At 61.5% G+C, this 24055-nt stretch carries 27 protein-coding genes and 1 pseudogene; 24 read left to right on the top strand and 4 right to left on the bottom strand.

All coding sequences use genetic code 11. The features are described 5' to 3' along the window. Positions 1-104 precede the first annotated feature (104 nt). Positions 105-773 carry a HAMP domain-containing sensor histidine kinase gene (locus MRY75_RS17915; protein WP_292309373.1) on the top strand — a complete coding sequence of 223 codons (669 nt, stop codon included), beginning with the start codon at positions 105-107 and terminating at the stop codon, positions 771-773. Here the strand turns inward: MRY75_RS17915 and MRY75_RS17920 are convergent. After that, a pseudogene (locus MRY75_RS17920) lies at positions 766-978 on the bottom strand (transposase); the annotation flags it as partial. The gene MRY75_RS17915 and the pseudogene MRY75_RS17920 sit on opposite strands and share 8 nt — an antisense overlap. On the opposite strand from MRY75_RS17920, the gene MRY75_RS17925 reads away from it, so the two are divergent. The 3 genes from MRY75_RS17925 (at position 974) to MRY75_RS17930 (ending at position 2351) form a co-directional block, all read left to right on the top strand. Beyond that, positions 974-1261, top strand: coding sequence for a hypothetical protein (locus MRY75_RS17925; RefSeq protein WP_292309374.1), 288 nt, complete (start codon positions 974-976; stop codon positions 1259-1261). The pseudogene MRY75_RS17920 and the gene MRY75_RS17925 overlap by 5 nt on opposite strands. A 10-nt stretch (positions 1262-1271) precedes the next feature. Then, a complete protein-coding gene (locus tag MRY75_RS21985; RefSeq protein WP_366934953.1) occupies positions 1272-1448 on the top strand; it encodes a hypothetical protein in 177 nt (58 codons plus the stop codon). A gap of 78 nt (positions 1449-1526) precedes the next feature. Then, positions 1527-2351 carry a hypothetical protein gene (locus MRY75_RS17930; RefSeq protein WP_292309375.1) on the top strand — a complete coding sequence of 275 codons (825 nt, stop codon included), beginning with the start codon at positions 1527-1529 and terminating at the stop codon, positions 2349-2351. 264 nt (positions 2352-2615) lie between these two features. Here the strand turns inward: MRY75_RS17930 and MRY75_RS17935 are convergent, their stop codons facing one another. Both MRY75_RS17935 and uxuA read right to left on the bottom strand, forming a co-directional pair. After that, complete coding sequence (locus MRY75_RS17935; protein ID WP_292309376.1) at positions 2616-4076, bottom strand: mannitol dehydrogenase family protein; 1461 nt, start codon at positions 4074-4076, stop codon at positions 2616-2618. Further along, positions 4076-5281: a mannonate dehydratase gene (gene uxuA, locus MRY75_RS17940; protein WP_292309377.1), complete on the bottom strand. Its 1206-nt coding sequence runs from the start codon at positions 5279-5281 to the stop codon at positions 4076-4078. The genes MRY75_RS17935 and uxuA overlap by 1 nt, the downstream gene beginning before the upstream one ends. A gap of 96 nt (positions 5282-5377) precedes the next feature. Here uxuA and MRY75_RS17945 point away from each other — a divergent pair, with 96 nt between their 5' ends. The 14 genes from MRY75_RS17945 to MRY75_RS18010 all read left to right on the top strand — a co-directional run bounded on the left by MRY75_RS17945 (position 5378) and on the right by MRY75_RS18010 (position 17172). Next, positions 5378-6100, top strand: coding sequence for a GntR family transcriptional regulator (locus MRY75_RS17945; RefSeq protein WP_292309378.1), 723 nt, complete (start codon positions 5378-5380; stop codon positions 6098-6100). 27 nt (positions 6101-6127) lie between these two features. Further along, positions 6128-7096 (top strand): TRAP transporter substrate-binding protein, encoded by a 969-nt coding sequence (locus MRY75_RS17950; protein ID WP_292309379.1) that lies wholly within the window; start codon positions 6128-6130, stop codon positions 7094-7096. Between the two features lie 63 nt (positions 7097-7159). Further along, positions 7160-7663, top strand: coding sequence for a TRAP transporter small permease (locus tag MRY75_RS17955; RefSeq protein ID WP_292309380.1), 504 nt, complete (start codon positions 7160-7162; stop codon positions 7661-7663). 3 nt (positions 7664-7666) lie between these two features. Beyond that, on the top strand, positions 7667-8944 hold the full coding sequence (locus MRY75_RS17960) for a TRAP transporter large permease (RefSeq protein ID WP_292309381.1): 1278 nt from the start codon (positions 7667-7669) through the stop codon (positions 8942-8944). Positions 8945-9006: 62 nt separating this feature from the next. Further along, positions 9007-10047, top strand: coding sequence for an L-idonate 5-dehydrogenase (locus MRY75_RS17965; protein ID WP_366934951.1), 1041 nt, complete (start codon positions 9007-9009; stop codon positions 10045-10047). An 84-nt stretch (positions 10048-10131) separates the two neighbouring features. Further along, positions 10132-10641, top strand: a complete 510-nt coding sequence (locus MRY75_RS17970; protein ID WP_292309383.1) for a polyketide synthase — start codon at positions 10132-10134, stop codon at positions 10639-10641. A gap of 67 nt (positions 10642-10708) precedes the next feature. Beyond that, positions 10709-11539 carry an MbnP family copper-binding protein gene (locus MRY75_RS17975; RefSeq protein ID WP_292309384.1) on the top strand — a complete coding sequence of 277 codons (831 nt, stop codon included), beginning with the start codon at positions 10709-10711 and terminating at the stop codon, positions 11537-11539. A gap of 1 nt (position 11540) precedes the next feature. Further along, on the top strand, positions 11541-12653 hold the full coding sequence (locus tag MRY75_RS17980; protein ID WP_292309385.1) for a methanobactin export MATE transporter MbnM: 1113 nt from the start codon (positions 11541-11543) through the stop codon (positions 12651-12653). A 9-nt stretch (positions 12654-12662) separates the two neighbouring features. Further along, complete coding sequence (locus MRY75_RS17985) at positions 12663-13130, top strand: copper chaperone PCu(A)C (protein ID WP_292309386.1); 468 nt, start codon at positions 12663-12665, stop codon at positions 13128-13130. A gap of 3 nt (positions 13131-13133) precedes the next feature. After that, positions 13134-13514 carry a DUF2946 family protein gene (locus MRY75_RS17990; RefSeq protein ID WP_292309387.1) on the top strand — a complete coding sequence of 127 codons (381 nt, stop codon included), beginning with the start codon at positions 13134-13136 and terminating at the stop codon, positions 13512-13514. A gap of 56 nt (positions 13515-13570) precedes the next feature. Continuing rightward, on the top strand, positions 13571-14287 hold the full coding sequence (locus tag MRY75_RS17995; protein WP_292309388.1) for a Crp/Fnr family transcriptional regulator: 717 nt from the start codon (positions 13571-13573) through the stop codon (positions 14285-14287). Positions 14288-14312: 25 nt separating this feature from the next. Beyond that, positions 14313-15395 carry an ABC transporter substrate-binding protein gene (locus tag MRY75_RS18000; RefSeq protein WP_292309389.1) on the top strand — a complete coding sequence of 361 codons (1083 nt, stop codon included), beginning with the start codon at positions 14313-14315 and terminating at the stop codon, positions 15393-15395. After that, the gene (locus MRY75_RS18005; RefSeq protein WP_292309390.1) at positions 15392-16435 is read left to right on the top strand and encodes an iron ABC transporter permease; all 1044 of its coding nucleotides are present in this window, start codon (positions 15392-15394) and stop codon (positions 16433-16435) included. Before MRY75_RS18000 ends, MRY75_RS18005 begins: the two co-directional genes overlap by 4 nt. Further along, entirely contained in the window at positions 16432-17172 is a 741-nt protein-coding gene (locus tag MRY75_RS18010; RefSeq protein WP_292309391.1) for an ABC transporter ATP-binding protein, read from the top strand. Before MRY75_RS18005 ends, MRY75_RS18010 begins: the two co-directional genes overlap by 4 nt. 447 nt (positions 17173-17619) lie before the next feature. Here the strand turns inward: MRY75_RS18010 and MRY75_RS18015 are convergent, their stop codons facing one another. After that, the gene (locus MRY75_RS18015) at positions 17620-18366 is read right to left on the bottom strand and encodes a GntR family transcriptional regulator (protein ID WP_292309392.1); all 747 of its coding nucleotides are present in this window, start codon (positions 18364-18366) and stop codon (positions 17620-17622) included. Between the two features lie 175 nt (positions 18367-18541). On the opposite strand from MRY75_RS18015, the gene MRY75_RS18020 reads away from it, so the two are divergent. The 6 genes from MRY75_RS18020 (at position 18542) to MRY75_RS18045 (ending at position 23915) form a co-directional block, all read left to right on the top strand. Further along, the gene (locus tag MRY75_RS18020; RefSeq protein ID WP_292309393.1) at positions 18542-19729 is read left to right on the top strand and encodes an ABC transporter substrate-binding protein; all 1188 of its coding nucleotides are present in this window, start codon (positions 18542-18544) and stop codon (positions 19727-19729) included. 102 nt (positions 19730-19831) lie between these two features. Beyond that, positions 19832-20701, top strand: a complete 870-nt coding sequence (locus MRY75_RS18025) for a branched-chain amino acid ABC transporter permease (RefSeq protein ID WP_292309394.1) — start codon at positions 19832-19834, stop codon at positions 20699-20701. 2 nt (positions 20702-20703) lie between these two features. Beyond that, positions 20704-21687, top strand: a complete 984-nt coding sequence (locus tag MRY75_RS18030; RefSeq protein WP_292309395.1) for a branched-chain amino acid ABC transporter permease — start codon at positions 20704-20706, stop codon at positions 21685-21687. Continuing rightward, positions 21684-22466: an ABC transporter ATP-binding protein gene (locus tag MRY75_RS18035; protein ID WP_292309396.1), complete on the top strand. Its 783-nt coding sequence runs from the start codon at positions 21684-21686 to the stop codon at positions 22464-22466. The genes MRY75_RS18030 and MRY75_RS18035 overlap by 4 nt, the downstream gene beginning before the upstream one ends. Positions 22467-22478: 12 nt before the next feature. Then, a complete protein-coding gene (locus MRY75_RS18040) occupies positions 22479-23192 on the top strand; it encodes an ABC transporter ATP-binding protein (protein ID WP_366934954.1) in 714 nt (237 codons plus the stop codon). 9 nt (positions 23193-23201) lie between these two features. Continuing rightward, a complete protein-coding gene (locus tag MRY75_RS18045) occupies positions 23202-23915 on the top strand; it encodes an aspartate/glutamate racemase family protein (RefSeq protein ID WP_292309398.1) in 714 nt (237 codons plus the stop codon). Positions 23916-24055: the final 140 nt, after the last annotated feature.

Consider the following 24055-nt stretch of genomic DNA (forward strand, 5'->3'; position numbering starts at 1 on the left):
GCCATTTGGGACTGGTCACGATGGCGACGCGAACATCAAATCAACGCCGCCATCGCGCATCATAAATCTCGACTCAAAGTGCAACTGTAGTACTAAGCCATGAGATGCGGACACCGCTTCATGCAATTCACGGCTACACGGATCTCATGCGTATGGATTTGAGCGCACTTGACCCCGCGCTTTTGCAGCAGGCCCGCAGTTACCCAGGACAAATTCTGCGGTCGTGCAGGTCTCTTCTGCGTATACTCGACACCATGTTTACCTTCGTGACTTGGGCTGACCGGGAATATCGACCTGAGTTAGAGCAAGCCACGGCGTCCGATCTCGTTGATCAAGTCCTTTCAGAATTCAATGAAGACGTGACCGAGAAGAAGCTGCAGATCGCAACCTCTCTTCCACACACATTGGCTTTTTCGACAGACCCAAAGATGCTGGTCCTGGCACTCCGTCAACTGATCGACAATGCGATCAAGTTCACGCCTGAAGGTGGGCAAATCATGATTTCGGGAGGTCTGCGCGGCGACACCATTGTTGAAATCGTCGTCACCGACAGCGGTCAAGGCTTCGCGAAAGAAACTGCCGAGCAAGCTTTCAATCCATTCGAACGTCTCAGCTACGAGGCTAGCTCAACACCCGGCGTTGGCATGGGCTTATCCTTGGCGCGGGCGGCCATGCAGCGGATCAATGGTCGCGTTCTGATCGATCAAAGTGAGAGTGGCGCAAAAGTTCGGCTGGAACTGCCAGCGAGCGCCTGGCCGCCATCCATCCAGTGAATAGGCTGATGTCGCGCGTGATGGTCTGGGGCCGGATGATGCGCTCGGCAATATTGGAGAAGAGCTCGATCAGACTGTCGGTGAGGAAGCGATCAAAAATTTTGCGCCGGGCGATCGCGTAGCGGACGACCTCTGCCTAATTCGATTTTCCCGAGACGCACTCCACGGTGCGCCGCAAAAGTGTGAACGGATTTGTAACGATGGAGCAGATGCTGCCAGTCGTGTCGAGCCGCACGCTTCAGGGCTTCTGGTGCGCCTCTTTTGAGGAATCACGAGTCTTTCTGAACATTGCAGGCCACCCCGACGTCGTGAATTTCAAGGAACAATTCACGATTGTGCCTTTTGAAAACCTTGATGGAAGCCAGACCTTTACGCGCCTCGATGCTCATTTACTGTTTCGCGATGGGCGCGAAGTCTTGGTTTCAGTGAAGTACGACGCCAATCCGCCGCGCACTGGCCCGACGCTATCCGCACATCCTTGTCGATGAGGCCCAAGACATCTGCAATCTGCACCAAAGTATCCTAATGTCGTTACAGGATGCTGGGACGCAGGTCTCATTGATCGGAGATGTCAATCAAGGCATCTATGAGTTCTCTGGCGCGACCGGTGCGTTTATCCAACAGCATGCCGATCGCGATGAAGTCGATGAACGCAGGCTCGAGACTAACTTTTGATCGGTCCCGAGTATCGTCGCGATCGCAAACGAACTCTCAGGGCGCACAGACACGGCCTCGCGCACGGCGCCCGCTACTTTGTCCGGCGCATATTATTTCGCTTACAAGAAAGAGGAGAAAGACAATGCAATCAAATCCTTTGCAGCACTGCTAGGTCAGGCGGGTATAGGTGTCGACGATGCGGCCGTGCTCTGCCGGTCTGCGGAATGGGCTGCCGATTGGGCCGGCGGTGAGAAGGAGCAAGGACAGGGCGTCTTGCGACACTTCGTGAACGCTGCAATCCAGCGAGACAAGTTTAGTCGCTTCGATGACGCCTTCGAGCACTGCTGCGCTGGCGTCGTCGGCCTGCTGGATGACAGCCATGGGGCTTTGCTCTCTGAGCTTACCCGCCACAGCGGAGTTGAGCGGAATTTTCAGGCGCTGCGGCGGGTGTTGTGGTCGTTCGTGAAAGATCCAGCCAAGGGGGTACCTCATGCGTCTCTTGTCGCGGATACTGATTGGCAACCTGCCTTGCTGGCGCGGGCCGAAACCATGCTCGCCATTCTCTCGGCAGAACATGGTTTCAAGGCTGCTGCCACTTGGAAAGCCAAACTCGCGAAGCGGAAAATTTTCAACCAGCCGCTAATGCGGCCGGCGGAATTGGGGATTGAGGTGCTGCCAACGTTCCGCGTTTCCACCGTTCACAAGGTAAAAGGCGAAAGCATCAGGGGCGTTCTTTACGTGTGCAATCAGTCGCACCTCGACGAAATGCTCGGTGGCACAGAGACAGAAGTCGGCAAAATCGGATATGTCGCGCTCACCAGAGCGCGTGATCTGTTCGTCTTGGGTGTACCTGCCACCAATCTAAAAAAATATGCTCCCAGGCTCGACGAACTCGGATTTACAAAGGCTGGCGGGGCTTAGTTTAGGGGCAAACTTTGGGTGGAAAGCGGAGCGAGACTAGCTGGGTACTGCATTTCTAAACTGACCCTGCTGCGCAGGTTCTGAGTGACCGCTTCCGGGAGCGCTGTTTCGCAGAATCCGTCGATGTTGAAAGTCCGCTATGGGCCGGGACCGACCTCTCGCGCAGGGAAACCCGGGTTCTTGTTGTTGCGTTTTCGCAAGTCCGCTCCCAGCCCAAACTGCATCCCGAGATCAAAACACCAACGACCGAATGGTTTTGGCGCGTTAGCGCGCCGCCTCTTTGACCGCCGCCGCGACCCCCACCGATGTCATGCGCGTAACGAAGCCTTCGACCAATGCCCTCCATTTGATGTTGGTTCGAAGCTCAACCGGACACAAACCGGGCAAGTCGAGGACGTGATTGACCGCAGCCGCTGCGCCCTGGTCGTCGTGATCGGGCGCCAGTTCCGCCTCGCGTGGGTCACGCAAGGTATAGGTCGCACCATCGTCCGTGTGGCCAAAGGTGTAGCGGATCCATGCGGCCGTCGCGAAGGCAAAGGGCGCCAGCGATTGCCCACGGCGCAGTGCCACCAAAGCCGCCGCAAACACCCGCTGGGGCATTTTTTCACTACCGTCCATGGCGATCTGATAGGTCTCATGGCCCAGATGCGTGTTGCGGAACCGCTCGGCGAGGTCTTGGGCGTAGGTGTCGAAATCGACACCGTCCAAGGGATCGAGCGTGGCAGCCGCCGCCTTGAGATAGCGGTCTACCAGCGTGGACAACGCCGGGTCGGCCATGACGTCGCGCACGTATGTGTGGCCGCACAGAAACCCGGCATAGGCCAGCATCGAGTGGCTGCCGTTCAGCATCCGCAGCTTCATCGCCTCGTAGGGGGTAACGTCGGGCGCAAAGATCGCGCCGCCCGCTTCCCAGTTGGGGCGACCGGTGGGAAAGTGATCTTCGATCACCCACTGGCGAAAGGCTTCGCATTCGATGGCGGCGGCGTCGCGCTGACCGATCAGATCTTGCGCCAACGCCAGCGTATCGTCGGTGCGCGCGGGGGTGATGCGGTCCACCATCGAGGACGGAAAGGCCACGTCGGTCGCGATATGATCCACCAGATCGGGGGCCGCGTGGCGGGCGAAGTCGATCAGCAAGGACCGGGCGAGCGCGCCGTTTTCCGGGAGGTTGTCACAGGACAGAACCGTAAACGGCGGCGTGCCCTGCGCGCGGCGGTGTCCCAGTGCCCAGACCAGCAGCCCGGCCAGACCTTGCGGGTTGGCGGGATCGGCAAGGTCGGCCTTGATCGCGGGATGGTCCGGGTCGATGCCTCCCGTGGCACGGTTCAGGCCATAGCCTTTTTCCGTGACGGTGACCGATATGATGCGGGTTTCGGGGGCGACCAGCGCGTTCAGGACGGCGCCCCGGTCCGTGCTCAGGGACAGCGCGCTTTGAACGCTGCCGATCACCCGCGCCTGCGTGCCAGAAGCGCTGCGTTCGATAACCGTGAACAGCCCGCCTTGCGGGGTCAGCTCTTGCGCAGGCTCGGTCGAACGCAGGCTGACGCCGATGATGCGCCAGTCGCCCCCCGCCGCGGTCAAAGCGTCATCGGTGTAGACCGCCTGATGCGCCTTGTGAAAGGCGCCAAGGCCGATGTGAACGATGCCCGCGCCATGCGCGGCGGGCGTGTGGCCGGGCTTCTGGACGGTGCCAGGCAGCGCGTCGAGCGTCGTCAGCCGGTCCATCACAGCCCCACGTATTGGAGGCCGGCGATAACGCCGCGCAGCTCTGCCAGCCCCTTCAGGCGACCAATCGCCGGATAGCCCGGCTGCGCCTTGCGGCCTTGGTCGTCCAGAATGTCCTGACCGTGGTCGGGGCGGAAGGGAATCGACCAATCGGCGCGACCTGCAGCCTTGCGGCGTGCCTCTTCGCGCAGAGCGCTTGCAATCAAGGCGACCATATCCGCATCGCCGTTCAGGTGTTCGTCCTCGAAGAACGACCCACGAATGTCGCCGGTTTCGCGCTTGACGTTGCGCAGGTGCAAGAAATGCACGCGGCTGCCCCAGCGATCCATGATGCCAGGCAGATCATTGTCGGGCCGCGCGCCGAGCGAACCGGAACACAGGGTGATGCCGTTGGCGGTGCGGTCAACGGCGTTCATCACGGCAGCATAATGCGCTTCGGTCGACATGATGCGCGGCAGGCCCAACAGCGGCACGGGCGGATCATCTGGGTGGCAGCACAGCCGAAGCCCGAGGCCTTCGGCCACCGGGGTCACCTCGGACAGGAAATCGATCAAGTGGGCACGCAGGCGATCCTCGGAGATACTGTCGTATTCGGCGATGTGCTGGCGAACATCGTCCAGCGAAAAGCTCTCGGCGGCTCCGGGCAGGCCGAAGACGACGTTCTTCGCCAACTCGTCGCGGCGGGCGCCGGACATGTCATTGAAGCGTTCGCGCGCTGCGGCTCTCAGGTCGTCGTCAAAATCCGCCTCGGCACCGGGGCGTTTCAGGATGAACAGATCGAAGGCAGCGAAATCCGTAAGGTCGAACCGCATGCAGGTCGCGCCATTCGGCCGCCGCCACGCCAGGTCGGTGCGCGTCCAGTCGAGCACCGGCATGAAGTTGTAGCAGATCACCTTGATCCCGGCCTGAGCCAGATGGCGCAGGCTGATCTTATAGTTCTCGATATGCGCGCGCCAGTCGCCCTGCTGTTTCTTGATGTCCTCGGAAACGGGCAGGCTTTCGACCACGTCCCACGCGAGTCCAGAGGCCGCGCCGTCCTTCATCGTTGCAATCTCGCGCTGGCGCTGCGCGATTTCCTCGGGCGTCCAGACCGCACCGGTCGGCACGTGGTGCAGGGCCGACACGATACCTTCAACCCCCGCCTGCAATGTGTCGTCAATGGACACGAGATCCTTGGGGCCAAACCAACGCCACGTCTGTTTCATTCTGTCCTCCCGAGTCGTCTCCTACCGTCTACCACCCCCACGGATTGCTGACTAGTATGGAAGTATGGTATCCGGCGGCAGGGAGGACGGCGAATCATGACGGCATATGGCATCATTGCCAGCGATCTTGACCCGTCTTCGGCAATTGCGCCGCAGGTCTATGCCCGCCTGCGCGATGCCATAATCCGCAATCGCTTTGCCCCTGGGGATCGCATCTCCGAATCCGAAATCGCCCGCGCCTGTGAGGTCAGCCGCCAGCCCGTGCGCGAGGCATTCATCAAGCTGGCGGGCGAAGGCCTACTGGCCATCCTGCCCCAGCGCGGCACGATCATCACCAAGATCAGCTACACCGCGGTGCTCGATGCGAGATTCCTGCGAGAGGCGATCGAGGCGGATATCGTCGCGATCCTTGCGCAGGACTCCGACGAGCAGCTGGTCGTGGATCTGCGCCGCCAGCTGCAGGCGCAGGTCAATGTGGCGGACAGCAAGGGCTTTATCGAACTGGACGAACGGTTTCACCGCACGCTCGCCGACGCGGCAGGCAAGCGCGGTGCGTGGCGTTTGATCGAGGGGCTCAAGTCCCAGATGGATCGTGTCCGCTTTCTGTCGCTGCGCCAGTTCCCGGTGGCCAAGCTGATCGCGCAGCACACTGCCATCGTCGACCGGATCGAAGCCGGAGATGGCCCGGGTGCGAATACCGCCATCCGCGGTCATCTGCGCGAAGTCCTATCGGACCTGCCGCAGATCCAGGCCGCCCACCCTGACTTTTTCGACCTGCCGGACGGGGAAATCCCCGGGCCGGTTAATGCGCCTATCTGAACTACACCCAACACGGAGGAGTGAATCATGTCGTTCAAATTCAAATTCGCCGCGGCGGCGACCGCGCTGGCCATGCTGGCCGGTGCTGTTTCCGCTCAGGAAATGACGCTCAAGCTGGGCCACCTCGCAAACGAGGAAAACCCGTGGCACCTCGCGTCCGTGAAATTCGGCGAAGAACTGTCTGCGCTGACCAATGGCCGCATCGCGGTCGAGGTCTTCCCGAACGAAAGCCTCGGCAAGGAAATCGACCTGATCAACGGCATGCAGCTGGGCACGGTCGACATGACCATCACCGGTGAAAGCCTTCAGAACTGGGCGCCGAAGGCCGCACTGCTGGCTGTTCCCTACGCGTTCAAGACCATTGAGGACATGGACACCTTTGCCTCCGGCGAGATCGGTCAGCAGATCAAGGATCAGATCGTCGAAAAGGTACAGATCCGCCCGATCGCCTATTTCGCCCGTGGCGCGCGTGACCTGACCTCGAACCGCCCGATCACCACGCCCGCCGACCTGAACGGCCTGAAGATGCGCGTGCCGAACGTGCCGCTGTTCGTCGATGTGTGGAAGGCGCTTGGAGCAAACCCCGGCCCGATGGCGTTTTCCGAGGTCTTCACCTCACTTCAGAACGGCACCATCGAAAGCCAGGAAAACCCGCTCGCGCTGATCCGCTCGGCATCGTTCTACGAAGTCCAGAGCCACGTGAACCTGACGGACCACGTCCGGTCGTGGATCTACCTGACCATCGCGGAAAGCACATGGACCAAGCTGTCGGCCGACGATCAGGCCGCCGTCATGGAAGCCGCCGCCCGCGCGCAGGCCTACGAGCGTGAGCTGTTCAACGCGTCGCTGGCTGCGGACCGCGCCTTCCTCGAAGAAAAGGGCATGACCTTCGTCGAGGTCGACGCCGCCGCGTTCCAGGCCGCTGCCAAGGATGCCGTGCTGGCCAACGTCAACGACGAGATCAAGCCGATCGTCGAAGATCTGTTCTCGAACTGACCTTGAAGCGCTCCGGTGCCTTCTCTCACAGGCACCGGGGTCGTCCTCGCTTTGGGTAGTATCATGCGCATCGCAGACACGGTCATCCACATCTTGACCCGGCTTGCCCAATGGGGCGCGGGGCTGGCCTTTGCCGTGCTGATCGTCTCGGTGCTGATCCAGGTGACGGGCCGCCTGACTGGTTTTGCCCCGGTCTGGACCGAAGAACTGACCCGTTATGCGCTGCTCTATTCCGTGGCCTTCGGGGCCGGACTGGCCTTCCGCTCGGGCGATCTGGTGAACGTGGACGTGGTCTGCGAGTACCTGCCGGGGCGGATGCCTTGGCTATTGCGGCTGCTGTCCGCCATCGCGACCTGCGCAATGGCCGTCTATCTGCTGAGCCATGCGTGGAAATACGTCTCGATCGGCAAGATGCAGACCTCGCCCGCACTTGGAGTTCGCATGGACTACATCCACTTCACCGTGTGGCTGATGCTCGCACTGCTGGCCGTCTTTGCGGGGCTGCGCGTCTTGGGCATGCTGACCGGCACTGAGGACGGGAAACCCGTCAAGACGGAAGAGGACTGACCCATGGACGTCGCCGTTCTGTTTTCCGTCTTCGTGGGCGGGCTGGTGCTGGGCATCCCCGTGGCGGTGACGCTGGGTCTGTCGTCGCTGGCCTATCTGTGGCTTGCGGGCATTCCGCCAGTCGTCATGCCACAAAAGATGTATGCGGGCATGGACGTGTTCGTGCTGCTGTCTATCCCCGGTTTCATCCTTGCGGGCAACCTGATGAACCAGGGCGGCATCACGGGACGGATCATTCGTTTCGCCAATGCTCTGGTTGGCTGGATCAAGGGTGGGCTGGGCCTGACCAATATCGCCGCTTCCATGCTGTTCGGAGGCATCACCGGCACCGCCGTAGCCGATGCGGCCAGCATCGGCGGTGTGCTGATCCCAGGAATGAAGAAGGCGGGCTACCCGGCCGACTTCAGCGCCGCCGTGACGGCGGCCAGTTCCACTGTCGGGCCGATCATCCCGCCCTCCGTGCCAATGATCATTGTCGGCGCTTTGTCCGGCATTTCCGTCGGGCAAATGTTCTTGGCGGGCGCGATCCCCGGCATCCTGATGGGCCTTGCCATGATGGTCACGGCTTACGTCATCTCGGCCCGCAGGAATTTCCCGCGTCAGCAATGGCGGGGCATAGGCGAGATCGCACGCAGCTTCTCCGGCGCGTTCTGGGCGCTCGCGATGACCTTCCTCATCATCTACGGGCTGCTCTCCGGCATCGCCACCCCGACCGAGACCGCCGTGGTCGCCAGCGTCTACGCGCTGGTCGTCGGCGCCTTCATCTACCGCGAGCTGCCTCTGCGCAAGGTTCCGATGATCCTTGTCGAAAGCGCAACGTCCGCCGCAGGTATCCTAGCACTGGTAGGATTTGCCAACGTCTTTGGCTGGATCCTCGTGTCCGAGCGCATCCCGCAAGCGATTGCCGAAGGGGTGCTGCAAATCACCGACAACAAGTTCCTCGTGATCCTGCTGATCAACCTGCTGCTTCTGTTCGTCGGCATGTTCATGGAAACCATCGCCGCGCTGATCATCCTCTTCGTGCCGCTGTTGTCTCTGGCGCAGGCCGTAGGGATCGACCCGCTGCACTTTGCCACCTTCGCGGTCCTGAACCTAATGATTGGGCTGACCACGCCCCCCGTCGGTGTCTGCCTGTTCGTCTGCGCGGGCATCGCCCGCCTGCCGCTGATGCCGGTTGTCGTAGCGATCCTGCCTTTCCTTTTGACCAATATCGCCGTCCTGCTGGCAGTGTCCTACATCCCGGCACTGGCCACATGGCTGCCCTCACTCCTGACGAAATGATCCCTCAAATGCAAACCCGAGTCTGTCGCCTGCACGGAAAGAATGACCTTCGTATCGAAACCATGGAGATTGCTTCACCTGCCGAGGGCGAAGTCCTTGTGGCCGTGGCCGCCGGGGGTATCTGCGGATCGGACCTGCACTATCTGTCCGATGGTGGCATCGGCACCATACGCGTGCGCGAACCGATCATACTTGGGCACGAAGCGTCCGGTCGGGTGGTGGCCGTCGGCCCCGGCGTGACCGGCCTTGCCCCCGGCGACGGCGTTGCGATCAACCCAAGCCGCCCTTGCGGGACATGCCGCTATTGCACCGAAGGCCTGCCAATGCACTGCCTGAACATGCGGTTCAACGGATCAGCCATGCGGCTGCCGCATGAACAGGGCTTCTTTCGGGATCGCATTGTGGTGTCTGCGGACCAATGCATCAAGGTGCCCGAGAGCGCCGACATGCATGCAGTGGCTTGCGCCGAGCCGCTAGCCGTGTGTCTGCACGCCGCGCGTATGGCCGGTGACCTTTCGGGCAAACGTGTGCTCGTGACCGGCGCCGGACCGATCGGAAGCCTATGCGTGGCCATCGCGGCCGCTGAAGGGGCCGCAGAGATCGTCGTGACCGACCTTCAGGATGCTGTGCTGAAGATCGCAAAGCAGATGGGAGCGACCCAAACCATTAATGTCGCCACCAACGGCACCGCCATGGCGCGCTATGCCGAGGAAAAGGGATACTTCGACGTCGCCTTTGAATGTTCTGCCGCAGCGCCGGCCATCGCGTCCGCCGTCGCCGGCCTCCGCCCGCGTGGTGTCTTGGTGCAGGTCGGCGTCGCTGGAGACACACCGATGCCGATCAACGCATTGGTCGCCAAGGAAATCCACATGCAAGGGACCCATCGCTTCCACGAGGAGTTCGCCGAGGCTGTAGATGCCATTGTATCCGGGCGGATCATTGTCTTCCCGATCATCACCGGGCGCTACACGCTGGACAAGGCCGCAGAGGCCTTTTCGGCAGCAGCCGACAGATCCCAGTCTGTCAAAGTGCATCTGCAGTTTGGTGGGTTAGACAAGTTCAGCAACAGCCTTGCCGCCAATTGCAGACAGACGAGGCGTTGAGCCGGACAGCTTCATGCCCGCCTCCATCGCCCCATTCACGAGAGCGTCCGCTTTCTGCGTACTGCCGACCTTGCTCCTCCGCAGATGCTGCGCGATCGGCGAATGGCCGGTCTGGTGAAGCTGAACCGCCGCGATCGGTCAGGGATTGAACGGCCGGTTTGGGCCGAGGTGGCGATGCTGCTGCGGCGTATGGCCGCTTGTGATTTCGCAGGGTGCTGCTATCGAAGCGACGTGATGAACGGCTTGATGCACACCCTTGTTGTTCGGGCCTGCGCCCTGTTGATGATCGTTGCCTTGGCAACGACGGGGTTTGCGCATCGTGTTCAGTCGCCTGCGGAACAGTCCGCGCAGGCGTTTGTGGCGGCCCTTGGCCTTGATGCATCCGATATTTGCGGCGATGTCGACGGCGATGGGGTTCAGGGGGACTGCGAGGCTTGTCGGTTGCATGCCTCCATGTCCTTGCCGGAACCGGCTGTTTCACTGATTCTGGCTGAGCTGTCGCTCGCCCCCGCAGACTGGACTCCGGCACCGCCGGTTCTGAACGCGCTGACGGCTAAAGGGACCCACCCGGCCCGCGCTCCTCCTGTCGCCTGAGTTTCCCGACTTTTTTTCGCGAAACACACCCGGCCCGCCGCCGGATACAGACATCTGGAGACAACTCATGAAGAAACTCGCTTATTGCGCGGTGCTTGCCGCACAGCCCGCATTCGCCGACCAGCCCGTCACCCTCAATTTTGCCGCCGAGATCGGGGGGCAGCCCTTTGCCTGCGACGCCACCTATGCCGGGATGGGCGCCACCGGGGCGGAGGTTCGCGCCGTGGATTTCCGACTGTATGTCAGCGGGGTCGAGATGATCGCCGCCGATGGCAGCCGCGCGCCGGTGACATTGGATGAAAGCGACTGGCAGCATGAAGGCGTGGCGCTGCTCGATTTCGAGGACGGCACTGCCGCCTGTGCCAACGGCACCGCGCCGGTCAACACCGCGCTCAGCGGCACCGTGGCGGCGGGGGAGTATACCGGCGTCGCGTTCAACGTCGGTGTGCCCTTTGCGATGAACCACGGGGACCCGACCGTCGCGCCGTCTCCGCTGAACCTGACCTCAATGTTCTGGAACTGGCGTGGCGGGTATAAATTCGTGCGCATCGACATGGTCCCGACCGACCGCAGCGCGGACGGCCCCAAGGGCTGGTTCCTGCATCTTGGCTCGACCATGTGCGCCTCCGAGGGCAAGACCGACGCGCCCGCCAAGCCGTGCAAGTCGCCGAACCTGATGGAAATCGCCTTCGACCGGTTCGATCCGGCGACCCAGACCTTTGTCATCGACCCTGCCGCCGTGGTGGCCGAGGCCGATCTGAGGGTGAACGCGCCCGAGACATCGCCGGGCTGCATGTCCTTTCCGGGTGATGCGGATTGCATGACGGTCATGGCCAGGCTGGGTCTGGACTATGGCGATGTGCCTGCCGCGGAGCAGGCGCTGGTCACGGCGCGCTGAGATGCGCCGCGCCGCGCCTGTCGCGGTGGCGCTGGTGATCCTGTCGGGGGCGGCACTCGCCCTTGACGATGGCGGCTATGACTGGCCGCTGCCCGAATGGATGCCACGCCCGCCCGTGCCGGAAGACAACCCGATGAGCGCCGCCAAGGTCGCGCTTGGACGGCACCTGTTCTACGATTCCCGCCTGTCGGGGGATGGCACCGTGGCCTGCGCCTCTTGCCACGATCCAGCGCGGGCCTTCACCGATGGTCGTCAGACAGCCGTGGGCATCCACGGCACGCCGGGCAATCTCAACGCACCCAGCCTTGCCAATGTCGCCTATCTCCCGGTGAATGCCTGGGCCAATCCGCATATGACCTCGTTGGAGTTTCAGGCCCTTGTGCCGCTGTTCGGCGAAGCCCCCGACGAGATGGGCGCGACCGGGCAGGAGGACCGCATCTTTGCCACGCTGGCCGCCGATCCCTATTATGCCGTGGCCTTTGCGCGGGCCTTTCCCGACCGGCCCGCGCCCGACCTGTTCACCGTGACCCGCGCGCTGGGGGCGTTTCAACGCAGCCTGATGTCCTATGACAGCCCCTATGACCGGTTCAAATACGGCGGCGACCTGGGCGCGCTGTCGGAAGCCGCCAAACGCGGTGAGCAGCTGTTTTTTGACCATCGGTTTGAATGTTACCATTGCCATCAGGGCGTGCTGTTTACCGACAATTTCCAACGCGAGGGCAGCCCCTGGGTTGAGACCGGCTTTCACAATACCGGGCTTTATGCAGAGTATCCCGCCAATGCGCCCGGCCGGATCGAGATCACCGGCGAGCCGGGCGATGCGGGGCTGTTCCGCACGCCAAGCCTGCGCAATGTCGCGGTGACGGCGCCCTATATGCATGATGGATCGATCCCCAACCTGCGCGCCGTGCTGGCGCATTACGCGCGCGGTGGGCGTGAGGGCCACGCCAACCAGGACGGCATGATCGTCGGCTTTGACGCCACCGAGGCAGAGATCGACGACATCATCACCTTCCTCGAAAGCCTGACAGACGAGAGCTTCCTGACCAACCCGGACCACGCCGACCCGTGGCCCGCAGATCACCCCGCCCGGATCAACCGTGCCGACCCGTAGGAGACAGACATGAAACGCGCACTTCTCTCCCTGATGCTGCTGGCGACGCCCGCTCTGGCCCATGACCAGATGACCGGCGATCTGCACATCATCCATCCGTCGATCCCGGCACCGGCGGCCAAGGCCAAATCGGCGGTGGGCTACATCACCATCTCGAACGAGGGCGACGCGCCCGAGGAACTGATCGGAGTGCGTTCGCCCTTTGCGGCCTCGACCACGTTGCACACCACGATCTTCGAGGATGGCATCGCAAAGATGCGGCCCTTGGTCGGCGTGCCGATCGCGCCCGGCGAGGTTATCAACCTGGAACCCGGCGGCATGCACGTGATGTTCATGGGGCTGAGCGGCCCTGCGGCGGAAGGCGACATGATCCCCGCCACGCTGATCTTTCGCCACGCGGGCGAGGTCGCCGTCGAATTCATGGTCGATCCCGCAACCGGTGCGGACCATTCCGGCATGAACCATTCCGGGCACTGACGCTTGAACCTGTCGGGCCTCATAACTCGTGCGCTGCTGTTCCTGGCGCTGCTCGGCTCGGCCACCGTGCCGGACGGCTTCATGCGCGCGCAAGGCCCGGATGGTCTGCGGCTGGTGCTCTGCACGCCGGACGGCACCCAAGAGGTCTGGCTGACCGATGAGGGCGACGTCATCCCCGTCGAGGATGACCACCCTGCCCAGGGTCATGACGGCCCGCATTGCGTGCAGGTCAGTGTCGCGGGCCTTGAGGCCGCGCCGAATCCCGACCCGCTGATCCGACTGCCGCTCTGGCCAATGGCACCACCGAGGGTAACGGCGCAACGCCCTGTTTCCCAAATCTATTTTCACCATAACCGCAGTCGCGCGCCACCGTTCCCCGTCTGATCCTTCAGCCGGGGCTTCGCGCCCCTTGTCCCGAAATCCAAGACAAGGAAACCCGCATGACTGCGATGATACACCCGTGGCCAGACCACGATCTGTCCCCTGTCCATCCGCGCCCCGCCCTGTTTCACGGCCTGTCCAAGGCCCAGATGCGCCACATCCGGCGCCCCGTTGCGACAGTGCCCTACCGAGACGGCGAACCCCTGCCACGCAGCGGTGCGGATGCGCCCTTTGTCGGGCTCGTTCTATCGGGTGCGCTGCGCGAGGACCGCGCCACGCCCGAGGGCGGAACGCACCTGCTGGCCCTGACCTTTGCGGGCGAAGCTTTTGCCCCGCAAGGCTGTGATCGGGCCAAAGGCACCCTGACCGCTATCGGCGAAACCGAAGTTCTGACCTGTGACCATGCCACGTTCGAGCATCTGGCCATCGCCATTCCGCGCCTTCGGCTCAATCTGTTGCATCTGGTGCAGGACCAACTGGCACAGGCGCAGTATTGGCAGCTTCTGCTGGGGCGCAAGACCGCCCATGAGCGGATCGCGTCCATGCTGCGGTGCTTCTACCAGCGGCAAGGTCAGCCCGACGAAATCCATCTGGCGGTCAATCGTGCCGATCTTGGGCAGTTGACCGGGCTGACGCTGGAAACTGTATCGCGCCAGATGCGCGCGCTGGAAAAGGCCGGGCTGATCGCCATGCCGCAACCAAGCCGAGTTCGCATCCGCGACCTGAATGCCCTCACCGATCTGACCGGCGACGCACCCAAGCGCCGTGCCGCCTAATCTCATCAAAACAAGAGGAAACACGATGAAACTTGCACTGAGCACCTGCCTCGCCACGCTGCTGAGCACCGCCGCCTGGGCCGAGATCACCATCACCGACCTACGGGATCGCACCGTGACGCTGGACGCCCCGGCCGAGCGCGTCTTGCTGGGCTTTTACTACGAGGATTACCTTGCCGTGGCCGGTGAAGGCGCGGTCGACAAGATCGTCGGCCTGTCGCGCGGGCCGTGGGCCGACTGGCGTCCGAAACAGTGGCAGGCCTACACCCAGACTTTCCCGCAGCTGGCCGACCTGCCCGATGTGGGCGACACCGAAAGCAGCACCTTTTCCATCGAGGCGGCGCTGGCGACCGACCCCGATCTGGTGATCCTTGCCGGTTGGCAATACGACGCACTGGGCGAAAGTGCGCAGCAATTCGACACCGCGGGCGTGCCGGTTCTGGTGCTGGACTACAACGCGCAGACGCTTGAGGCGCATCTTGCCTCGACCCGTGCTTTGGGGCTGGCCATGGGGGCCGAGGACCGGGCCGAGGCGTTGGCGACATTGTATGCGGACATGACCGCCGACACCGCCGCCCGTGTCGAGGCGTCGACCGAAAGCCCCAAGGTCTATGTCGAACTGGCGCAGAAAGGCCCCGATGAGATCGGCAATTCCTATGCGGGCGGAATGTGGGGTGGCGTGATCGACCGGCTCAAGGGCCGGAACATCGCCAATGGCCAGATCGAGAACTGGGGGCCTCTGTCACCCGAATACGTGTTGGCCGAGGCCCCCGAGGTGATCCTGCTTTCCGGGTCGGAATGGCTGAACCGCCCCGCCGCCGTGCCGATGGGCTTTGGTGCGGACAAGGCTTTGGCCCAGACCCGCATCGACGCCTACAAGACCCGCCCGGGCTGGTCCGATCTGCCCGCCGTGCAGGATGGCAAGATCTACGGGATCTATCACGGTGGCTCGCGCACCCTGTCGGATTTCGCCTATTTCCGCTTTCTCGGCAAAGCCCTGCACCCGGCGACCTTCGCCGATGTCGATCCACAGGCCGAGCTGGAACAGTTCTACGCCGACTGGCTGCCGATCACGCTGGACGGCAACTTCGTGATGCAGGCGGAATGAGCGTTTCCACACAGGATCAGAGCGGCTTTGGCCGCTCTGGCCTATCCCGGATGGGGGCGGTTGGTGCCGCCCTCATCGCGCTGGCTGCGCTGATGGTGGCCGATCTGGTGACCGGGCCGGCAGGGCTGCCGTTGTACGACGTGCTGCAAGGCCTGCGCGACGGGCCTTCAGGCGAGAACCGCCGCCTTGCAACGATCCTGTGGCACCTGCGGATGCCGCAGACGCTGATGGCAGCACTGGTCGGATGCGCGCTCGGGATTGCCGGGTTGATGATGCAAACGATCCTGAACAACCCATTGGCAAGCCCATATACGTTAGGCTTTTCCGCCGCAGCTGGCTTTGGCGCAGCCACGGTGATCCTGTTCGGAGCGGCACTGCCGGTGGCCCTGTGGATCGGCGTGCCCCTAGCCGCCTTTGCCGCCACTTTGACGGCCGCCGGGTTAGTCTATCTGGTTGCGCGCTATCGGGGTGCCGCACCCGAGACGTTGGTGCTGGCGGGGATCGCGGTGCTCTTCCTGTTCCAATCCCTGCAATCGCTATTGCAGTTCATGGCTGCCCCCGAGGTGTTGCAGCAAATCGTCTTTTGGCTGTTCGGCAGCTTGCTAAAGGCGACATGGACCAGTGTCCAGGTGCTTGGCGGGATTCTGCTTCTGACGCTGCCGCTGATCGCGCGCGAGGTCTGGAACCTCACCAGCCTGCGCCTCGGCGATGGCAATGCCGCCAGCCTCGGCTTGAATGTCGACGCCTTGCGCCGCCGGGTTCTGATGCTGGTGGCGCTGCTGACCGCAGGCGCCGTCAGCTTTACCGGGACCATCGGTTTCGTCGGCCTGATTGCGCCCCATGTGGGTCGCGCCATGGTGGGCGAGGATCACCGCTTTGGATTGCCCATGGCGGGCATCATGGGGGCGGTGGTGCTGGTCGCGGCCTCTGTGACGGGCAAGCTGATCTCGCCCGGCGCAGTCATCCCCGTAGGCATCATCACCGCCATTGCCGGCATCCCGATGCTGTTGGGGGTCATCCTGATGAAAGGGACGAAATGAGCCTGATCCTGAGTGATTTCACCGTTCGTGCCGGGCGCAAATGCCTGCTGCACATCGACAGCCTGACGCTGCCCTCCACAGGTCTGGTCGGAGTGATCGGCCCCAACGGTGCAGGCAAATCGACCTTGCTGCGCGCCTTGGCGGGTCTTGTCCCGCATGGCGGCACCAAGCATTTGGAGGGTGCCTGGCCACAGCCGTCCCAGATCGGCTTTCTGCCCCAAGGCTTTGCAGTGTCAGCTGCCATGACCGTGGCCGAATGTGTATTGCTGGGGCGGCGCGAACGGCTCGGCTGGCGCATCACGGCCGATGACCGGACCGAAGTTGCCCGCGTTCTGGCTCTGCTGGACCTGTCGGTACTGGCAACGGCCCGGATGGATCGCCTGTCCGGTGGCCAACAGCAGCGTGTTCTGCTCGCCCAACGCCTGTTGCGTAACCCGCGACTGCTGATCCTGGACGAGCCCACAAGCGCCCTTGACCTGCACCACCAACTCGAAGTCCTGAACCATCTTCGCACCCTTGCCCAAGACATCCTTGTGATCGCCGCGCTGCATGATCTGACGCTTGCCGGGCGCTTTACCGACCACCTGGTCTTGATCAATAACGGCAGGCTTGGTGCCGCATCCGCCCCGGGTCAAGTTCTCGTGGCGAACTGTCTGGACCCGGTCTACAGCATCCGCAGCGAACTGCTACCTGATCGTCACAACAGTCCGGTCGTCGTCGCACATCGGGTTGATTGAGCAGGAGCGGCCCCGCAAGAATGGCAAATCGCGTCCCGAAACTTGGAATGTGTTGGCACCTGTGCTCCTGACGATTCCGCCAAATCGTCAGCGAGCAAATTCGCTGAATGGCTCTCATGCGTTTGGCTGAAAAATTTGTTGCATCAAAAAATGTCAAGCCTGGAGCAGTCAGTCTGCCGTTTTGCTGTAAAGCTGCGTTGCAGCATTGGCAGCTGTGACGAGCGACCGCTTTTGGAAAGCTGCGCCGCAGCGATGGCCAGCCCCGCGAATGACCGCTTCGGGCCGAGAGCGCTAATTTGGTCCGCCATAGTGGTCAAACTACACGCTGCAGCGCCGCAAGATCGGTTTCAGAAAAAATCCCGAACCGGTGCTGTAGTTTCGGTGCGGCTGCATCCGTCGGCTTTCAGCCCAAAACATCCGATTGGTGCGCCAGCACACGCAATTGGGTCAATTGTCCCTCAACAGGGTCACAAGATCGGGTGCAGTCTTGTGCGCTTGCGTGAAGTCGAGATCCATCCGAATGTGGTCCAGATGAGTACGCGCAAGCGAAGCGGCCAGTTTGGCATCTCTTGATTGAATGGCTTCAAGGATCTTTTCGTGTTCATCTTCTCGACAGCAAGATGACTTGCCAGATCCGAACATGGCGACGATCAGTGATGTCCGCGTGACCAGTTCCCGCAGGGTGCGGATCAGGAAACCGTTCCCGGAGACCGTCGCGATGAGCACGTGGAACTCGCCCGACAAACGGATGATTTCCTGACGGTTCTCGGCTTGGCGAGCGGCCTTTTCTTTGTTGATGTGGTCGGTCAGAATCTTGAGCGCCGCCGTGTCTATTCGCTCGGAGACCTGCGCAATCAGGCTGGGTTCGATGTGAATGCGCGCCTCGAACACCTCGTCCGCGTCCTTTTGTGTGGGGCTGGCGACGAAAGCCCCACGGTTCGAGCGCAACTCGACGATGCCCTGGCTGGCCAGCAGCAACAGCGCGCGGCGTGCCTTCATTCGACCCACGCCAAAGCTCTCGCAGATGGTCGATTCGCTCAGCTTGGTCATCGGGGCCAGCGTCTGCTGCATCACTGCGTTATAGATCCGATCCACGATCTTATGCTCTTCGCCAAGCGACGAGTCCGCATCAAGAAATTGCTGAACTGTCAAACCGTTAGCCTCCGGGTTCTTGGGCTGTGAAACGTCCTTCACAAGCACTCTAAAGCGAAGGCAAGTCTTGGGAAACAGTAAGTGGCGGCAACAAAAAGTCAAATTATCGTTGACACGGATTGTTAACAATCGTCTCCTTCCAACTGCGTGCCAGTCATGTGGACGAGCGCAAACCGGCGTGAAGAGCGCCGGAGGAAGGTAAAGGGAGGAGAAAACAATGAACCGCAGAACAATTCTAAAGTCCGCCGTGGCAGCCGCGGCTTTGACCGCGTCAATGGCGGGTAGTGCATGGGCAGAGAATCCGGTGCTAAAGATCGGCTTCGTCGGTGTGACCAGTGGCCCGGCGGCGGCCTGGGGCATTTCCAACCAGCGCTCGATGGAAACCCGCGCCGCATGGATTAACGAGACCGGCGGCTACACCATCGGCGACGTGACCTATGACATCGAAATCGTGTCCTTTGACGATCAAAAGGACCCCAAGCGCGCGATCGCCGGCATGGAAAAGATGGCTCAGGAAGGCATCCACTATGTCGTCGGCCCGAACGTCGATGACGGTGCGGCAGCCGTGCGTCCCGTGGCCGAGGCCAACGGTATCATGTACTTCCCCTATGCCTTCCCGAAGGAACTGTACACCGCGCCCGCGTCGAACGCCGTTCTGGGCATGGTGGCCAACTACCAGTCCGGGCCGGCGATCTACAAGCACCTGATGGAGAACGAAGGGGTCAAGACTGTCGCCTTTATCGCGGCGAATGAATCCGATCCGCTCAGCCAGCGCGATGGCGGCGTCGCGGCCGCCAAGGAACTGGGCCTGGAAGTTGTCTCTGACAACGTCACCTATCAGGTGGACACCACCGATTTTACCCCCGTGCTGACCCCGGTGCTGCGCTCGCGCCCCGACCTGCTGGTCCTGTCCGGCGTGTCGCCTGCAAACGCGCCGCAGCTGATCCGTTCGGCGCGCGAGCTGGGATTTCAGGGGCTGATCTCGACCGAAACCGCGCAGGACGCGCAGGTACTGGCCGAAGGTGCGGGTGATCTGGCAAACGGCTTCATCTCGGTGGGCGGAGCATCAACGCCGGAACTGGCTTCAGATGCGATGCGTGAGTTCGTGCAGCGCTACACCGACATGTTTGGCGAATACAACGACGAGTCCAACACTAAGGTCTACGCTCTGGAATACATCCTCGAAACGCTGAAGGCGAACCCCGCAGCCATGACCGACGTGCAGGCCTTTCAGGCTACGATGGACAGCTTTGAGGCGCCGAACCCCTACATGGTTGGCGATGCCAAGCTGCGTTATGTCGGCGACAGCTCGTTCGGGCAAAAGCGCCAGGTCGCCGTGCCACTGGTGGTGAACGTCTATCAGGACGGCAAATTCGAGACCCTATTTGTCGCCGAAGTCGATTGATCAGCCCCCGCGCGCCTGATCCCGCTGGGTCAGGACCGGACCACCATGACCTCCGGTCCCGGATGCGGGGCCGGAGCAGCAGAAACTTTCGGCAGGGACAGGATGGAACAGATACTCGCAAACGGGGTCTACTTGGGCGCGCAATACGCGATGATCGCTTTAGGTTTGACCCTGATTTTTGCCCTCATGAACGTGCTCAATTTTGCCCACGGGCAGATGTACGTGCTCGGCGGCTTTGTCACATACACAATCTACGGGCAATTGGGGTTGCCGTTTGTCTTGGCCTTGATGATGTCCTGCGCGACACTGTTCATACTCGGTGCGCTGATCGAGAAGTTCCTATTTGCCCCGGTCATCAAAAGATCGTCCCGCGATGAAAGCACTATGCTGCTGGCTGCGGGTTTGGCCTTCTTCTTCGACGCGGTGATCCTGCTACTCTTCGGGGAAAAGCAACGCGGCGTGCCAAAGATCGTCAACGGCGTCTTCAACTGGGATTTCCGATTGATCATGCCCTATGACCGTATCCTGATCTGCGTGCTGGCGATCCTGTCGATCGTCTCGTTCATCCTGTTCATGCAGTATTCCAAGACTGGCCGGGCGCTGCGCGCGCTGGCGCAGGACCGCACCGCCGCGCAGCTGATGGGGGTGAATGTGGACCGGTTTTCGATGATCGGCTTTGCCCTTGGCGCAATGCTGGCGGGGCTGGTCGGCGGGCTGCTGGTGACGATCACCGGGGTCAATCTCGGGATGGGCGGGCCGACCTCGATCAAAGCCTTCATGATGGTGATGATCGGCGGTGCCGGTGTGATTTCGGGTGCCATCTGGGGCGGTATCATTCTCGGTTTCATGGAAGCATTCGGTCTGGCTTACCTCGCGCAATACGGCGACATCACCTATCTGCTGATCTTCGTGTCGCTGATGATTTTCCTCGCCATCCGGCCGCAGGGCCTGATGGGCAAGCCGTGGGGATAACGATGATCAAACTCTCTATGTTTCAATGGGTTGGGCTTGCGATCTTTTTCCTCGGCGTGTTCGTCATCGTGCCGATGATGATCGTGTCCACCGGCCGGACCGACCTGTTCTTCACCCTTACCTCCGTCGGTCTGCTGGCAATTGCCAGCGCGGGGGTCTGGCTGACCTTCTACATTGGCAGGATCAATATCGGTCAGGGCGCCTTTGCGCTTCTGGGGGCCTATGTGTCTGCCATCCTCGTAACCAAGGCAGGCATGTCATTCTGGCTGTCGCTGCCGCTGGCCGGCCTGTTCGCGGCTTTCGTTGCCGTGCTGATCGGCTTGCCGATCCTGCGGCTGCGCGGCGTCTACTTCGCGATGATCACGCTGGTGTTGACGCAGGTCTTTACCCTAACCGCGCTGGCGCTGCCGATCACCAACGGTGCCAAGGGCATCACCTCGATCCCACTGCCGGGGGCCGTGTCGATCTTTGGCCTGACGCTGATCCCAGACTTTGCCACACTCGAAAACCCGCGGCAGGCGTTCTACTTCACCACCGCCATACTGATGGTGCTGACATATGCGGCTCTCTACCGCATCGTGAATTCGCGGCTGGGACACCTGTGCCGATCAATGCAGCAGAACGAGGAACTGGCCAGCTCGATCGGGGTCAACATCTCCTATATCCGCATCCTGATCTTTGCGATCTCATCCTTTTTTGGTGGGATCGGCGGGGCGATGTTCGGATCGATTGCACAATCCGTATATCCGTCCAGCTTTCAGGTCGCCGACAGCGTCAACTTCATGCTGAACTGCTTCCTTGGCGGGCTTGGTTATGTCTTTGGCCCGATGCTTGGTACGCTGGTACTGTATTTCGGCTGGGACCTGCTGTTCGAACTCGGCAAGTACCAGATGCTGGTCTATTCCAGCTTGTTGATCATCCTCATGCTGTTCCTGCCCAATGGCTTGCTGAGTCTGCGGATGCGCAAGTCAGGAGGTCAAAAATGAGCGCGCTTCTCGAAGTGCGGCACGTCACCAAGAAATTCGGTGGCCTGATCGCGAACAACGACATCAGCTTTGACGTAAAGGAAAACGAGATCCTCTCGGTGATCGGGCCGAATGGCGCGGGCAAGTCGACACTGTTTAAGATGATCTCGTCCTTTCTGCCGACGACCAGCGGCGAGGTGCGGTACAAGGGCGAGCGGATTTCCAATCTCAAACCACATGTGGTGGCGCGCAAAGGGATCGTGCGGACCTTTCAGGAAACCACAATCTTCAAGTCGATGACCGTGCGCGAAAGCATCGTCGTCGCCCAGCACTTGCGCGCCAAAGCCTCGCTCGCCGGGTACTTTTGGGGCAGCAAGACAGCGCATGAGGATGTCGAAAGCTTTGGCAATTACGCCGACGACCTGATCGATTTTCTCGGGATGGCCGAGATTGCCAACGAGCAGGCGTCAAACCTGCCACAGGGCAACCTGCGTGCGCTGGGGATCGCCATCGGGTTGGCCACAGATCCCAAGGTGCTGCTTTTGGACGAACCCTTCGCCGGGATGAATCATGAGGAAACGATGCGAATGGTCGATCTGATCCGCAAGGTCCGGGACGAGCGCGGCGTGACTGTACTGCTGGTCGAACATGACATGCCCGCCGTGATGAAGATTTCCGACCGGATCGTAGTGCTGAACTTCGGTGAGAAGATCGCCGAAGGAACGCCTTTGGAAATCCAGAACGACGAGCGCGTGATCGAGGCCTATCTTGGCAGCGCTGATGACGAGATTGGGATGTAAGCGATGAGCAAGATGTTGGATTTCAAAAACGTCGAGCTTTATTACGACCACGTTTATGCGCTGAAAGGTGTGTCCATCGACCTTGAACAAGGCGAAACAGTTGCGCTGATCGGGGCGAATGGCGCGGGCAAAAGTTCGATCCTACGGGCAATCACCGGGCTGGCCAAACCTTGTTCGGGCAGTGTCGAATTCGAGGGCAGGCGCATCGATGGCACCAATCCGGCCGATATCGTCGCGGGTGGCATCGCCATGGTTCCCGAAGGCCGCCGGGTCTTCCCCTATATGAGCGTGAGGGACAACCTGCTGATGGGCGCGTTTACGCGGTCAAAGGACTCCGGCGTGCAGGATACACTGGATAGCGTGCTGGAACGCTTTCCGCGCCTGAAAGAACGCTACAAACAATCTGCGGGCACCCTGTCGGGCGGCGAGCAGCAGATGATGGTGATCGGTCGCGCCCTGATGGCAAAGCCGCGCCTGTTGCTGCTGGACGAACCTTCGCTCGGGATTGCGCCGAAACTCGTGCAGGACATCGCGCGGTCCATCGTGGCGATCAACCGCGACGAAGGTGTGTCCGTTCTGCTGGTCGAGCAGAATTCACGCATGGCGCTGTCGATTTCGCACCGGGCCTATGCGCTGAGCACCGGCAACGTGGTGATCGAAGGTAAGTCCAAGGAGTTGCTGCACGATGACCGGATCAAGGCCGCCTATCTTGGCGGCGACATGTAGGGCCAAGGCATGAAACTCCTGCTGATCAACCCCAACACTACCGCGTCGATGACGCAAAAGGCGGCTGCGGCAGCCAGCAAAGTGGCGCGCCCCGACACAGAAATCATCGCGACCAATCCGGTCCATGGTCCTTACAGCATAGAGGGGTTCTATGACGTCGCTCTATGTCTGCCCGGGCTTCTGGAAGAAGCGGCCCGGCACAAGGATGTGGATGCGGTCATCATCGCATGCTTCGACGACACGGGTCTGGATGCGATGCGCTGTCTCGTCGATGTGCCCGTCATTGGCATCGGCGAAGCAGGCTATCACGCGGCGGCACTGCTGGCGCATCGTTTTTCCGTTGTGACAACGCTAAGCCGTTCGGTTGCAGGCATCAGAGACAACCTGACGCGGTATGGTCTAGCGACGAAGTGCGCCAGCGTGCGCGCCACCGATATTCCGGTACTCAAACTGGAAGAGGGCGATCCCGCCTGCCTTGATCAGATCCGAGACGAGATCCGAGCCGCCATCTCGCAAGACAACGCCGAAGCGATTGTTCTGGGCTGTGCCGGCATGGCCGATCTGATGCAGCAACTGTCCGCCGAATTTGGGATTCCTGTAATCGACGGGATTTCCTGCGCCGTCGGAATGGCCGAGGCGCTGGTCGCCGCGGGCTTGTCGACATCCAAGGCCGGCGCCTATACGGCAGCGGTTGACAAGCGATCAGTCGGTGATTTGGCGTGATGTATATCGAATAACTCGGCTCATCGAGCGGTCGGGAGCTTCCGCACAGCAGACCCGGAACACAACTGAAATTGCACACCCGCGCGAATGACCGGTCTGGTCAAGCTGCACCGCAGCGCCCGGCCAAGAAGCGAACGGCC

It is taken from the genome of Marivita sp. (assembly GCF_022763305.1).
Classification (GTDB): Bacteria; Pseudomonadota; Alphaproteobacteria; order Rhodobacterales; family Rhodobacteraceae; genus Marivita.

What these genes read in the sequence shown, in the direction of transcription:
- MRY75_RS17915 (WP_292309373.1), top strand. Translation starts at nt 105, where the DNA reads ATGCGGACACCGCTTCATGCAATTCACGGCTACACGGATCTCATGCGT.
- MRY75_RS17925 (WP_292309374.1), top strand. Translation starts at nt 974, where the DNA reads ATGGAGCAGATGCTGCCAGTCGTGTCGAGCCGCACGCTTCAGGGCTTC.
- MRY75_RS17935 (WP_292309376.1), bottom strand. Translation starts at nt 4,076, where the DNA reads ATGGACCGGCTGACGACGCTCGACGCGCTGCCTGGCACCGTCCAGAAG.
- uxuA (WP_292309377.1), bottom strand. Translation starts at nt 5,281, where the DNA reads ATGAAACAGACGTGGCGTTGGTTTGGCCCCAAGGATCTCGTGTCCATT.
- MRY75_RS17945 (WP_292309378.1), top strand. Translation starts at nt 5,378, where the DNA reads ATGACGGCATATGGCATCATTGCCAGCGATCTTGACCCGTCTTCGGCA.
- MRY75_RS17950 (WP_292309379.1), top strand. Translation starts at nt 6,128, where the DNA reads ATGTCGTTCAAATTCAAATTCGCCGCGGCGGCGACCGCGCTGGCCATG.
- MRY75_RS17955 (WP_292309380.1), top strand. Translation starts at nt 7,160, where the DNA reads ATGCGCATCGCAGACACGGTCATCCACATCTTGACCCGGCTTGCCCAA.
- MRY75_RS17960 (WP_292309381.1), top strand. Translation starts at nt 7,667, where the DNA reads ATGGACGTCGCCGTTCTGTTTTCCGTCTTCGTGGGCGGGCTGGTGCTG.
- MRY75_RS17965 (WP_366934951.1), top strand. Translation starts at nt 9,007, where the DNA reads ATGGAGATTGCTTCACCTGCCGAGGGCGAAGTCCTTGTGGCCGTGGCC.
- MRY75_RS17970 (WP_292309383.1), top strand. Translation starts at nt 10,132, where the DNA reads ATGCTGCGCGATCGGCGAATGGCCGGTCTGGTGAAGCTGAACCGCCGC.
- MRY75_RS17975 (WP_292309384.1), top strand. Translation starts at nt 10,709, where the DNA reads ATGAAGAAACTCGCTTATTGCGCGGTGCTTGCCGCACAGCCCGCATTC.
- MRY75_RS17980 (WP_292309385.1), top strand. Translation starts at nt 11,541, where the DNA reads ATGCGCCGCGCCGCGCCTGTCGCGGTGGCGCTGGTGATCCTGTCGGGG.
- MRY75_RS17985 (WP_292309386.1), top strand. Translation starts at nt 12,663, where the DNA reads ATGAAACGCGCACTTCTCTCCCTGATGCTGCTGGCGACGCCCGCTCTG.
- MRY75_RS17995 (WP_292309388.1), top strand. Translation starts at nt 13,571, where the DNA reads ATGACTGCGATGATACACCCGTGGCCAGACCACGATCTGTCCCCTGTC.
- MRY75_RS18000 (WP_292309389.1), top strand. Translation starts at nt 14,313, where the DNA reads ATGAAACTTGCACTGAGCACCTGCCTCGCCACGCTGCTGAGCACCGCC.
- MRY75_RS18005 (WP_292309390.1), top strand. Translation starts at nt 15,392, where the DNA reads ATGAGCGTTTCCACACAGGATCAGAGCGGCTTTGGCCGCTCTGGCCTA.
- MRY75_RS18010 (WP_292309391.1), top strand. Translation starts at nt 16,432, where the DNA reads ATGAGCCTGATCCTGAGTGATTTCACCGTTCGTGCCGGGCGCAAATGC.
- MRY75_RS18020 (WP_292309393.1), top strand. Translation starts at nt 18,542, where the DNA reads ATGAACCGCAGAACAATTCTAAAGTCCGCCGTGGCAGCCGCGGCTTTG.
- MRY75_RS18025 (WP_292309394.1), top strand. Translation starts at nt 19,832, where the DNA reads ATGGAACAGATACTCGCAAACGGGGTCTACTTGGGCGCGCAATACGCG.
- MRY75_RS18030 (WP_292309395.1), top strand. Translation starts at nt 20,704, where the DNA reads ATGATCAAACTCTCTATGTTTCAATGGGTTGGGCTTGCGATCTTTTTC.
- MRY75_RS18035 (WP_292309396.1), top strand. Translation starts at nt 21,684, where the DNA reads ATGAGCGCGCTTCTCGAAGTGCGGCACGTCACCAAGAAATTCGGTGGC.
- MRY75_RS18040 (WP_366934954.1), top strand. Translation starts at nt 22,479, where the DNA reads ATGTTGGATTTCAAAAACGTCGAGCTTTATTACGACCACGTTTATGCG.
- MRY75_RS18045 (WP_292309398.1), top strand. Translation starts at nt 23,202, where the DNA reads ATGAAACTCCTGCTGATCAACCCCAACACTACCGCGTCGATGACGCAA.